Here is a 12,133-nt window from a genome sequence, read left to right on the forward strand (position 1 = left end):
ACTGTTAAAAATCAGCAAAACCTCTTATCATACATTCACCGGCTGCTCCAGGTTTATCAATCACCTGAAAAAAATACTCAATACCTGACAGGCTCTCAATTCGCACTTTTGGAACTATGATCAGCGCAAGATCAAGTTCATTGCTCTCTGTACAGATTACCATATCGGTTTCCATTATATGGCAAGAATGATATTCACCCGTGGAAGGATTAAATATCTTTTCAATAATAATATCTTTATTTACATATTGTTTATCAAAATCTTTACCCGTAAGGCAATGCTTGGCCGTTAGAATATACATATAGTCAAGTGACTCGCTAGGCGAATATAGTAACGCTGTACCTATTTCATCATTGCATGTAATTTTTACGGTAGCATATTGGAATAATTGCTCGCTGTTTGTTGTCATGAATTAATGGGTAGATATTTTAAAGTCGTTTGTATGTGATCTTCTATAAAACTTTGGGTAAAATTATATCGCTGCTCTGGTTTTTCATCCACATTGAATAAGGACATAATTTCAGTGGTATTGGATGCAAAAACCAATTTAAGAGGCTTTCCAATAACAGCATGATGTTTTAAAATTCTGGCTAATGTTTCTTTATCGGGATGTTTATTAGTGATTCCATTTGCTGAGAAAACATATACGCCCGTATTTATCAAACCCAGAAGTTCCGGGCTTGTATTATTTTTACTGCCGTGATGTGATACTTTTACAAAATTCAGCGAAAGCGGGTGTCTTTCACTGTAACTTAATCTTTTAAGTGCATTAACTGCATCTGTAGGATGCCCGTCTGCTAAAAACAGACCGGTAATATCTTTAAATTTTAAAAGAAAAGCTATTGAGCTGCCGTTTGCAAGGTCAACATTTTCTTCAAACTTTTGCTCATCAAAATCTTCAATTTTCTTATGATGATCACCTTTCGAATTCGACATTCTCACCGGTTTCTTTTTCTCTCTTTCGATCCAGTCCCTATCAGCTGCTGCAATTTTATCAGCGGTTGGTGAAAGTATGGTAATCTGTAGACCGTAAAAATCTTTTACACCGGTTTTATCTGTAATCTGCTCAATTGGAAGTTTATTGATGCTTTCAAGATATGTCCTTAAACCAATGCCCTGCCTATAACCTATCCTTCCGTTGGTATCAGATATTTTAAACCCTGCATGATTAAACCAAAACAACTTTACCAGTTTTTCTTTGTCAACAATAGAAGTGTCTCTTGTAAAACCAATTACAGCCCCTATGTGATCCAGGTCAATATGTGTAATAACCCACAGATCTACACATTCTCCCACCTCTGAAATTGAAGAAAGTACAGGTTTAAAAATCGTATCATAACTTTTTACGTATCCTCCATCAATGAGAATGTTATGCCATAAATTATCATTGCCAAGATACCTGATCCAAATAGCATCTCCTCCACCGGCGTCAAAAAACTTAATAGTAATTTCATATGAATTTGAAATCATTGTAATTGGTTCTTGGATTACTTAAAAGCGTTAATCAAAAACAACCTATTAGGTTAGAATTTTACATTTAACCAAAGATACGCAGAATTAAAATTTTATCTAGTCTTAAATTTACAACCTTAATTATTGATTAATAATCATAAAAAAACTTTAAACAATTATTCCATATCTTTTTATAAATATAAAGTGGACCTGATACCATCTTTTCAACAAAAAATGTAAAATCATATATAACTAAATATATTGTTGATTAAATCCCAAACAGGACATCCAAACCAAAATACTGAAGGCACACAAAGACAGCCTCTACTTCCAGTAAGCCAATCTCTTCAGATCTTCCATAAAATCTAGAGAAATTTGTCTCGTAGAGACCCCCTCTTCAAAATATAATACCCCCCTTTTTTCTATCAAATAATTTTTATAAATTTGCTTCAACTACTAGATTAATATGTTGGTAAATAAATTACAGTTTAACAAAATCCCACATTCTACAATAATAAAGAATAAGGTTTGTTTGTTTTTATTTTGTTCGGTTTAGTACTTTTCTTGTACCTCAACATCTGTAAACTCCAGTAAAAGCTGAATTGTTAATTTCTGCATCTAATCACTACAACAATTGTTTATTTCTTATCTTTGATTCTATAATGATTTAATACGCTGAAAGTTAAGTGACCCTATAAGTGACCCTAGCTTTAGTAATATATCGTAACCCTTTGTATTTACTGGGATTGGCATAAAATTAGCGGTACCTCTTTCTCCGCTTGATGAAATTTCGAAAGAAATTTTCAAAAAACTAAAACCTTTAGATCTCACGATTTAAAGGTTTTTTTGCTTTTACGATAAACTGTACCTATCGGTGTACCTGTTCTGAAAAATGATTGATAATGCCCGTATTTATTGAGATTGCAATAAAGACTGAGGAACCTCTTCCTCCGCCAAATGAAGTTTCAAAGTAAACTTTAAAATTTGAAAGTCTTTAAAAATTAAATTTTTAAAGGCTTTTTCTGTTTTTATACGCAATCAAAATACACATTAAATCTCATAGTACAGTGTACCTATAGGTGTACCTTTTATTTTTTAACAGAAATAGGTACACTGTATTTTGGGAATTCCTGCGCAATTCCCTTAAAAGAAAGGAGACTCTCATAGTTTTTGTTCAATTTTATTAATTAGAAAAACGATGAGTTATGGTAAAAGTAATTTTCTACATCAAAGCACAAAAAGCAAACAAAAAAGGTGAAGCTCCAATCTTCGCCAGAATAAGCTTTAAAACAAAAGAAACTGCAATCGCTACCGGAAAATCAATTACGCTGGATAGATGGGAACAGACAGCCAAACTGAGGAATGTCTTGAAGATTGAGAAAGAAAAAGTAATTAAACAGGCACTTGATAATTTCCATCTGGCAGTTGAAAAGAAATTTAACGAGCTGTATAAAATTGATCCTGAAGTTTCTTTGACACATCTGAAAAAGGAGCTTTCAGGAAAATCCACAGGAAAGCGGGATTCCATAACAATAATTGAAGTTATGGAAAAACACAACGCATATTTTAAAAAAAAGGTTGATGCCGGAGATCGTTCTCCAGCTTCGCTGCAGAAATATGAAAGGGCTAAATGCCTCTTGAAAAATTTTATGGAAAGCCAATACCGATTAAGCGACATGGAGGCTACTGAAGTCAATGGCGCGTTTGTACATAATCTTGAAGAGTTTTTAACCTATGAGAGCACTTACAAACGACGCACAGGAATTAAGAATAACTCTGTAGTGAAATATATTAAGTCCTATAAAACAGCCTGCAATCATTGTATTAAGCTTGACCTTTTGGAAAAAAATCCATTTAATGTCTATAGAGGGAGGTTAACGGTGAAAGATGCCATTTTCCTGACACAGGAAGAACTTAAGAAAATTGAAAATAAACAGCTTTCATTTGAAAGACTCAGACGAGTAAGGGACATTTTTCTTTTCAGCTGTTATACAGGCTATGCCCCCGTAGATGCGGCAAAGCTGACCCAGGAAAATATATTTTCCGGCAACAATGGAGAGCTGTGGCTCATCACTACAAGAACCAAAACCGCTATCAGGGCTAATGTTCCGATTCTGCCCCCTGCCCTTAAAGTAATAGACAAATATCGCGGGCAGCAGACAGGGCTTATTCCAAGTATTTCAAATCAAAAGATGAACGCCTACCTTAAAGAACTGGCCGATATCTGCGGGATCGACAAACATCTTACGTGGTACGTGGCCAGGCATACATTTGGAACCACCGTGACGCTGGGTAACGGCGTAAGGATTGAAAATGTATCGGCAATGATGGGACACACAAATATTAAACAGACCCAGCATTATGCAAAAGTACTTGACAAGAACGTACTTACAGATATGAATAAGGTCATGGAGTTGTACCGCTGATTTACAAAAAAAGGATTCCCGAGGGAATCCTTTTTAACATTCGTTATCTCTTAATATTCTATCTATTTTTTTAGCCTCATAAAGAAATATGTCTCCCAGCTTTGTATAAGGTATAATCCCTGTCTGTCTATATTTGATTATTGTGTTGCTGGAGAGTCCAAATATTTTTTTTAAATCTTCATTCCTATAATATTTTGGTTTTATACTATTGGAACTTATAATCATATCGATCTTTTCAAGCTTCAGATACAGAGGATCCAATAGCTTTCTAAAAGCTGTAAGAAGTCTGGGTTTATAGTGACCAACTTCATTTTCTATCTTATTCATAACTGCATTAGATATGTTGTTTCCTAATTTCTAACCTTTTGATGAATCTGTCAAGCAGACGCCGCTGTTTTTCACGATAAGTATATCCCTTAGCTTCGGAAAATTCTCTGGTAACTGACTTTAATGGCGCCTGTTGGCCGCCATCTCCCCTGTAACTGAAATTTTTCTCAAGAAAATGCTGCATAAGGTTCCTATTTTTTACATCATCATATTCGTCAAAGAAGAGGATTCCTTCATCCATAAGAACGTAAAACAAAAGTGCCAATTCACACTTTTTCAAACTGGAACTGCAGCATATTTTCCTGCTAAGCATTGGATTGCTTCTCTTTACCGCTTTTTCCAGCGATCTCACCTTTCTGTAGAGTGAATGAAGCAATTTTGGGATCATTTCTGGAGTGTTGGGCCTCATCTCTTTCATCGTAACCAAGTGTAAAAAATATTTTGCTCGCTTTATTCTTCTTAAAAGAAGGTACATATTTTAAGTATCCATACTCTGTCATTTCCTTAAGACATTTTCGATAGGTTCTGTGTGCCGATATTTTTGCTGTTTCCATTATCTCACTGCTGAATACCTCAACAGGATTACAACAGCCCCTATCTTCACTCATGTAAAGCAGAGCAGCATAAATACCTATGTGCGTACTGCTGATCCGATAATCGTTTCGGATTGCTTTAAAGAACTTGGATAAGGGCTTAATTGCATTCATGTCCTACATAGATTGCGTTTTACGGCGCTTTGTACTTTGCTTCTTTTCCTGTGAAGACTCTTCCTGAGATAAATCCTCTTTGACACCCTTGCTTTTTGAATGCGTGGTCTTTTGCGATTCTTCCTCTTTCTTTGTTTGTCGTGAGTCCAGACGATGATGACTGGAATCATAAACTGACACTGTCTTAAATTGAGGATTTGCTTCTACAAACTGTTTTACCTCCGTACCATTTTTTAAAAAAGTTGCGGACTGCAGGTTACCCTTTTTCAGGGAATTTATCAAGTCATCTTTATATTTAGGATTAGCAAGTTCCTTAATATTATGCTTTGCCAAAGCAGCCTCAAGGTCAAAACCGTATTTTTCATGATAATGGTTAATCATAAAATTTCCCTTGGAATCAGTATTTTTAAAGTCTATCTGCAACCCGCTTTACTTCCTGTCTTATGGATCAGGATGAAGAAAAAACCTGTATCATTAAAAACGATACAGGTTTTCCATCACAATCAAACGTACTCCTGGAATTGCAGATTTGAAATTATTGTTGATCTTCTTCTTTTGCGTCGAAGTTGATTGTGTTATAAGCGGCTTCTGTTAATAACGTATCGGCTTGTTTTTCTTCTGCCAATGTTTTCTCCAAAAGCAATACGGCATCATCCTCTCCTAAAGTGGTAGCAAAGGATGTCAATGTTCCGTAAGTGGTGATTTCATAATGCTCTATTTTTTGCGAAGCGGCAATAATACCGGCATCGCGTACAGGCCCCACTTCTGTTTCTTCCATAATACCCTCACCTTCTTTGATAAGGCCTTCCATGGCATCACATTTTTTTGCTTCAGGCTTTTCTCCTACCAATTTAAAGACCTGTTCAAGTCTGGTCACCTGTTCCTGCGTTACAGCCAGATGGTCGTTAATGGCCGTAATGAGGTTTTCCGAACTCGCATTCTTGGCCATCTTTGGCAATGCTTTGGTCAGTGCTTTCTCCGCCCAGTAGATATCCTTTAAAGAATCTACAAATAGTTCCCTGAGTCCTTCTGCTGCAGAAGGTTTGGCTTTTACAGTTCCGTTTGAAGCTGTCTTAGAAGCTGTCGTTTTATTTTTGCTTGCTGCAGAAGTGCTTGCACTCTTGGCTGCGGTGTTTTATTTTATAATGACTGCTAAAACTTTTCAATTTCCTGCAGTTTGACAACCGAAGTTCCCTGAGGCAATTTCCAAGGTGCTTTGGCCAGTTTCATGGCAAGTACTTCGGTGGGCAGCGGTTTATATTTTTTCAGCAGTCCGATCCCGTTGAGAAAGCCAAGGGTTTTAGCTATTATTTTCTCTCCGCTCCTGTCAGTTCCTTCGCGCAGTAAAGGGCCGGGCCTGAATATGATATACTGCCCGAAATCCAGTTCCGAAATAGTAGTTTCCAGCTCTCCTTTCATTCTGGAATAGAAAATCCTGCTGCTGGGCGACGCATCGGACGAGGAGACAAGTACCATCGAACTGACCCTGTTCTTTCTTGCAATGGTGGCAAATGTAGCCGGAATTTCAAAATCAATTTTCCACTGCCCTTCCTTGGAACCCGCATCTTTCAGGGTGGTGCCCAGACAGGAAAAAAGAATATCTCCCGAAATAAGTTCGCTGTACTGCTGCGGATGCGAAAAATCAATCACATGTTCGGTCAGCTTAGGATGTGATCTTCCCGTAGTCCGTCTTACGAAAATGGTGACCGACGTATAGTCATCATCCTGTATCAGTTCATTTAAGAGAAACTTTCCCGTGGAGCCAGTGGCTCCTATCAACAGTGCTTTCATAGCTTTATGTTTAGTATTGAATTTCAAATGGTCCGTCAAGGCATCAGACACTTATAGTAATCATACCCTAAGATAGCGAAAAAAATAATTCTTGCTAAAAACGAACCAAAAGGACAGATAAATACTTTATGAAATAAAATAGTAAGATAATAAATAATGTAATTCTTAAAGACGCAATGTTTTAGGATTGCATATCAATTGAAGACTATTGCCAGGGATCCAGAACGACCTTAACACAGCCATCTTCCTTCTTTTTGAATATATCGTAAGCATGTGAAATTTCGGATAAAGGAATTCTGTGGGTAATAATATCATCCAGTTTTACTTTTCCCTGAACTACATACTCCAATAGTTTATCGATATGTTTATGGGCAGGAGCCTGTCCTCCTTTTAGGATAATTCCTTTGTCGAAAAACTGACCAAGGGGAAAATTATCATAATTGACCGGATATACCCCCAACACCGATACAATACCGCTTCTGCGTACCGCGCTCATACAGGCTTCTAAAACCTTGGTAGATCCCTTTTCAAAATTGATAGTGGCTTTCAGACGGTCTGCAAAATTACGGTCCGGCTCAAAACCTACCGCATCAATACACACATCGGCTCCACGACCTTGGGTAAGAGCGCGTATCTGCTCAACCACATCTTTGGCACCATCTTCCCAAAGTATTGTAGTGGCACCAGTGGTTACCTTAGCTTTATCGAGTCTGTACTGTAAAGTATCGACAATAATTACCTGGGCAGCACCACGAAGCCAGGCGCTTTTAGCGGCCATAAGACCCACTGGTCCTGAACCGAATATCGCTATTGTTTCCCCGCCTTTTACTTCTCCCCAGTCCACACCAGTATATCCGGTGGGGAAAATATCAGTCAGGAAAAGTACCTGTTCGTCTGTCAGATTCTCTGGCACGATACGTGGACCATAGTTGGCATATGGCACCCGAACATATTGCGACTGTCCGCCATCATAACCGCCGTAAAGATCCGTGTAGCCAAAAAGTGCGCCCCCTTTTTCTGTAAGTATGCCTCCTTCTGGTCCGTAATGCTCGGGATTACTGTGCTCACAGTTTCCCGGAACATCATGATTGCAGAAAAAACAGTTTCCACATGCGATAGGAAATGGAACCACGACACGATCCCCTCTTTTCAGATGGTTAACTCGCGCTCCCACCTCTTCTACGATACCCATAAATTCATGGCCAAGCACCATTGGTCTGGGCTGTGGCAAACCACCGGAATAAATGTGAAGGTCAGATCCGCAGATCGCCGTCGAGGTAACTTTTAAGATAATATCGTCCTGCTCTTTTAATTTAGGATCATCTACAGTATCGTACTGTACAGATCCAGGTCCGTGAATGACTGCTGCCTTCATAGTTATTTTTTTTAGTTAATAGAAAGCTAAATAACTAAAAAATCAGTTTTTAATTTTACATTATTTAGGTGAAAACTTACAAATAACACAACTGGAAATCCTATAAAAATTGTTTCTAAAACTGTAAAAGGCAGCGCTTTGCAATTTTATAGCTTTGATAATTCTTAAATAAAATACTCATGGATTCCTCAGAAAATAAAATCAAAAGTTCCAGTATCACTTCAGGAGAGAACATATCGTTTTGGATAGATACTACCTCTATCATTTCTTTCCATAAGCCCGATAAGGATGTTACAGCCGAAGTGCTTATTATTGGCGGGGGTATCGCTGGCTTAACAACTGCCTATAAATTATTGCAAGCAGGAAAAAAAGTAGTCCTTGTAGAAGATGGTTTTATTGGCAGTGGAGAAACAGGCCGTACCACGGCACATTTAACCTGCGCGCTTGATGACCGCTATTACTTTTTGGAAGAAACTTTTGGGGAAGATTCAGCAAAACTTGCAGCAGAAAGCCACAGAGCTGCAATCGATGAAATTGAACAAATCATTACAACATTGAATATAGACTGTTCCTTTAAAAGACTCAACGGTTATTTATTTCTTGATCCATCTGATAAAGAAGAAAACCTGGATAAGGAATTTAAAGCCACACAAAAGGCGGGTTTAGCAACTTCCATCTTGCAGGGAACTCCGGCTGTTGCAAATGGTGAAAATCAGAGATGCCTGGTGTTTCATGAACAGGCGCAATTTCGTATACTGCATTATCTAAAAGGACTCGCTGATGCTATTGTTAATCTTGGTGGAATTATTTACACCGAAGCCCATGCCGAAGAAATAACCCAAAAAGGAGCAAAAGTGAATGGCTATACTTTTTCTGCAGACCAAATAGTGATTGCCACCAATACTCCAATTAATGATGTAATGACCATGCATACCAAACAGCATGCTTACAGAACTTATGTGATTGCAGGTAAAATTCCAAAAAATACACTGCCTTATTCACTTTGGTGGGATACCGGCGATCAGCAATCCAAATGGGTTTCCCAGCCGTATCATTACGTACGCCTTGAAGAATATGATGAACACTATGATCTATTGATTTCAGGAGGAGAAGATCATAAAACCGGCCAGGCAGATGAGCAGCATATTTCGCAGATGGAACGCTACGACAAATTGGAATCCTGGACGCGCAATTATTTCCCAATGTTAGAAGATGACCTTACATACAGATGGTCAGGACAGGTAATGGAACCTGTGGATTCACTTGGCTTTATGGGAAAAAATCCGGGTGACGATAACATTTATATCATAACAGGAGATTCCGGTAACGGAATGACACATGCCACCATTGGGGCATTGATTATCTCCGACAGCATCACAGGCGTTAAAAATAAATGGGAGGATTTATACAGTCCTTCAAGAGTTACTTTAAAAACAACCAAGGATTTTATAAAAGAAGCGGGTAATATGGCTTCGCAATATCTGGACTGGATAAAAGGATCTGATTTAAAAAACACGGCAGATTTACAGCTGGGAGACGGTGGTGTACTTTCGTCAGGATTAAAAAGAATTGCCGTTTTCCGTGATTATGAGAATACCTTAAAAGCTTTTTCAGCAGTATGTCCGCATTTAGGCTGTATTGTTCAATGGAACGGTGATGAAAAATCGTTTGACTGTCCTTGTCACGGGTCTCGATTTGATACTGAAGGAACAGTAATCAACGGACCCTCGCAAACAGACTTACCAAAAATCCATATCAAATAAAAAACATGAAAGCTATTATACTATTAGGAACCTTAAAAAATAAAGGTCGCTCCAACACAGAAGCGCTTGTTGAATTTCTTGGTCAGTATCTTACCCAACAAGGTATCGAATTCGAAATCATAAGACTGGCAAATCAGGAAATTGTTCCGGGCACTTACACACATATGAGTACCAAGGATGACTGGCCGGAAATTTATAATAAAATCCTTGAGGCAAAAATTTTATTGTTTGCAACACCTATCTGGTGGAATAATCATTCCTCTGAACTTCAAAGGTGCATCGAACGCCTTGACGAAGTATATGATATTATTCTCCAAGGAAAAGATTCTCCCCTGGATGGTAAAATTGGTGGCGTTATCGTAACGGGCGATTCGGACGGAGTGGAACATATTACCGGAAACATTGCAAATTTCTTCTGCAGTATCGGGGTAACCGTTCCTCCCTACTCTTCACTTGGCGTAATATGGGAAGGTCATGCAAAGGGCTCCAAAAAAACCAAGGCACAGCTACAGAAATACTACCAGCGTAACTACGCTAAAGACGCACAGGCCATGGCCGAATCATTGAAAAAAGCAGCTAAATAATTGAAGTTGAAAAAGAACTTAATTTTTTTTATAATATGATACAGAAAATTGAAACATCAGACAATTTCGTGGCTTTCAGGGCTGTTGGTGAAGTAACGGCGCAAGATTACAAGACAGTGATAGCACCGGCGGTAAAAGCATTAGTGGAACAGATTAACGAGATTAATTTTTTGTTTTTAATTGATACTGAACTTGGCAATTTTACTGCTACCGCCTGGCTTGAGGATGCCATGATGGGGCTCCGAAATCTTGGAAAATGGAATCGTGCAGCTATAGTAACTGATTCTGACAAAGCAATTTCCTTTACCAATGGATTCAGTTACATCGTCCCGGGGGAATTTCGAGGTTATAAAAAAGAAAAAATCAAGGAAGCATTAAGCTGGGTTCAGGGAAGTGAAATACCTGTTCTGACTACAAAGGAAATAATCAGCGAACCCTATATTGATCCTGATGACCTGGGTGAAGAAAATTTATCTAATGGTTATTCAGATGCCGATGATATAGATTACAATTATAAAGCATAATCGCATAAAAATTAAGATTTAGAACGGCTGTCTATTTAAAATAAGCGGCTGTTTCAAAAACGCTAAAAGAATTAGATTATAATGCTGTATAAGAGTGCTTATAATTGTCTTATAGCAGTTTCTTAAAAAAAGACACAATTTAAAAACTCAAATACTTTTTATCATGGATGTTAAAAAAGCAATATCACGACGCTCCGCCATAACCGGTATGGGAGCAGTATTGGCAACTGCAGCAATTAATCCTGCCCTTTCCCGTAGTTTAAATACAGATGAAAACAACCTGTTTAATGGATCCGAAGATCCTGCCACGAAATATCCCAGACCGCCTTTTAAGGAACAAAAACAACCTTGGCCTGGTCTTGTAAGTAAAATGGATCCACGACCTGATCACGGCGAGAAAAGTTATAAAGGCAGCGGAAGACTAAAGGGACGCAAGGCACTCATCACAGGAGGTGATTCCGGAATGGGCAGGGCTGCCGCTATCGCCTATGCCAGAGAAGGCGCTGATGCTGCTATAAATTATTATCCTACTGAAGAAGAAGATGCAAAGGAAGTCATACAGCTGATAAAAGCCGAAGGACGCAAAGCTGTAGCTATTCCCGGTGATTTGCGCGATGAGGCATTCTGTAAGTCATTAGTAGATCAGGCAGTAAAGGCGTTGGGAGGACTTGATATAGTAGTCAATAATGCTGCCAGACAGCAGACTCATGCCTCAATCCTGGATATTTCAACAGAGGATTTTGACGCTACAATGAAAACCAATATTTACGCTCCTTTCTGGATTATCAAGGCCGCCCTTCCCCACTTGCAGCCAGGTTCTTCAATCATAGGCACAAGTTCAGTCCAGGCCTATGCTCCAACCGAGGATTTATATGACTATGCCCAGACAAAAGCCGCTACTACTAATTATATCAAATCACTGGCCAAACAGCTTGCTCCAAAGGGAATCAGGGTTAATGGTGTTGCTCCGGGTCCGATATGGACTCCCCTGCAAGTAAGCGGGGGAGCTACCATGGAAAAACTGAAAGAATTTGGTTCCCAGACACCTATGGGAAGGCCTGGACAACCGGCCGAGCTTGCTTCTATTTATGTGCAGCTTGCAGCTAATGATGCCAGCTACGCCACAGGGCAGATTTATGGGGCAAGCGGTGGTGAAGGTAACCCATAAAAATACAACATTTAAA

Annotated in this window: 13 protein-coding genes and 1 pseudogene; 5 read left to right on the forward strand and 9 right to left on the reverse strand. The window is 38.7% G+C overall.

What is annotated here, in order from left to right; all coding sequences use genetic code 11:
* Nucleotides 1-4 precede the first annotated feature (4 nt).
* Both EV142_RS12465 and EV142_RS12470 read right to left on the reverse strand, forming a co-directional pair.
* Entirely contained in the window at nt 5-409 is a 405-nt protein-coding gene (locus EV142_RS12465; protein WP_132036182.1) for a hypothetical protein, read from the reverse strand.
* The gene (locus tag EV142_RS12470) at nt 406-1,470 is read right to left on the reverse strand and encodes a ComEC/Rec2 family competence protein (RefSeq protein ID WP_132036184.1); all 1,065 of its coding nucleotides are present in this window, start codon (nt 1,468-1,470) and stop codon (nt 406-408) included. Before EV142_RS12470 ends, EV142_RS12465 begins: the two co-directional genes overlap by 4 nt.
* 1,187 nt (nt 1,471-2,657) lie before the next feature.
* Between EV142_RS12470 and EV142_RS12475 the strand changes: the two genes are divergently transcribed.
* Nucleotides 2,658-3,878: a site-specific integrase gene (locus tag EV142_RS12475; protein WP_132036186.1), complete on the forward strand. Its 1,221-nt coding sequence runs from the start codon at nt 2,658-2,660 to the stop codon at nt 3,876-3,878.
* A gap of 33 nt (nt 3,879-3,911) precedes the next feature.
* Here the strand turns inward: EV142_RS12475 and EV142_RS12480 are convergent, their stop codons facing one another.
* The 7 genes and pseudogenes from EV142_RS12480 to EV142_RS12510 all read right to left on the reverse strand — a co-directional run bounded on the left by EV142_RS12480 (nt 3,912) and on the right by EV142_RS12510 (nt 8,078).
* Nucleotides 3,912-4,205: a helix-turn-helix domain-containing protein gene (locus EV142_RS12480; protein WP_132036187.1), complete on the reverse strand. Its 294-nt coding sequence runs from the start codon at nt 4,203-4,205 to the stop codon at nt 3,912-3,914.
* 7 nt (nt 4,206-4,212) lie between these two features.
* Nucleotides 4,213-4,446: a hypothetical protein gene (locus EV142_RS12485; RefSeq protein WP_132036188.1), complete on the reverse strand. Its 234-nt coding sequence runs from the start codon at nt 4,444-4,446 to the stop codon at nt 4,213-4,215.
* A 64-nt stretch (nt 4,447-4,510) separates the two neighbouring features.
* Nucleotides 4,511-4,912 (reverse strand): hypothetical protein, encoded by a 402-nt coding sequence (locus tag EV142_RS12490; protein WP_306462571.1) that lies wholly within the window; start codon nt 4,910-4,912, stop codon nt 4,511-4,513.
* Nucleotides 4,913-4,915: 3 nt separating this feature from the next.
* Complete coding sequence (locus EV142_RS12495) at nt 4,916-5,293, reverse strand: hypothetical protein (protein WP_132036190.1); 378 nt, start codon at nt 5,291-5,293, stop codon at nt 4,916-4,918.
* 154 nt (nt 5,294-5,447) lie between these two features.
* A pseudogene (locus EV142_RS12500) lies at nt 5,448-6,035 on the reverse strand (YciE/YciF ferroxidase family protein); the annotation flags it as partial.
* A 29-nt stretch (nt 6,036-6,064) separates the two neighbouring features.
* The gene (locus EV142_RS12505) at nt 6,065-6,703 is read right to left on the reverse strand and encodes an NAD(P)H-binding protein (protein ID WP_132036194.1); all 639 of its coding nucleotides are present in this window, start codon (nt 6,701-6,703) and stop codon (nt 6,065-6,067) included.
* Nucleotides 6,704-6,908: 205 nt separating this feature from the next.
* On the reverse strand, nt 6,909-8,078 hold the full coding sequence (locus EV142_RS12510; RefSeq protein ID WP_132036196.1) for a zinc-dependent alcohol dehydrogenase: 1,170 nt from the start codon (nt 8,076-8,078) through the stop codon (nt 6,909-6,911).
* A gap of 179 nt (nt 8,079-8,257) precedes the next feature.
* Here EV142_RS12510 and EV142_RS12515 point away from each other — a divergent pair, with 179 nt between their 5' ends.
* The 4 genes from EV142_RS12515 (at nt 8,258) to EV142_RS12530 (ending at nt 12,117) form a co-directional block, all read left to right on the forward strand.
* Nucleotides 8,258-9,841, forward strand: a complete 1,584-nt coding sequence (locus EV142_RS12515) for an FAD-dependent oxidoreductase (RefSeq protein ID WP_132036198.1) — start codon at nt 8,258-8,260, stop codon at nt 9,839-9,841.
* A gap of 5 nt (nt 9,842-9,846) precedes the next feature.
* The gene (locus EV142_RS12520) at nt 9,847-10,425 is read left to right on the forward strand and encodes a flavodoxin family protein (RefSeq protein ID WP_132036200.1); all 579 of its coding nucleotides are present in this window, start codon (nt 9,847-9,849) and stop codon (nt 10,423-10,425) included.
* Between the two features lie 35 nt (nt 10,426-10,460).
* Nucleotides 10,461-10,949 (forward strand): SpoIIAA family protein, encoded by a 489-nt coding sequence (locus EV142_RS12525; protein ID WP_132036202.1) that lies wholly within the window; start codon nt 10,461-10,463, stop codon nt 10,947-10,949.
* Nucleotides 10,950-11,112: 163 nt separating this feature from the next.
* On the forward strand, nt 11,113-12,117 hold the full coding sequence (locus tag EV142_RS12530) for an SDR family oxidoreductase (RefSeq protein ID WP_132036204.1): 1,005 nt from the start codon (nt 11,113-11,115) through the stop codon (nt 12,115-12,117).
* Nucleotides 12,118-12,133: the final 16 nt, after the last annotated feature.

The organism is Flavobacterium circumlabens, from assembly GCF_004345565.1.
Taxonomy (GTDB): Bacteria; Bacteroidota; Bacteroidia; order Flavobacteriales; family Flavobacteriaceae; genus Flavobacterium; species Flavobacterium circumlabens.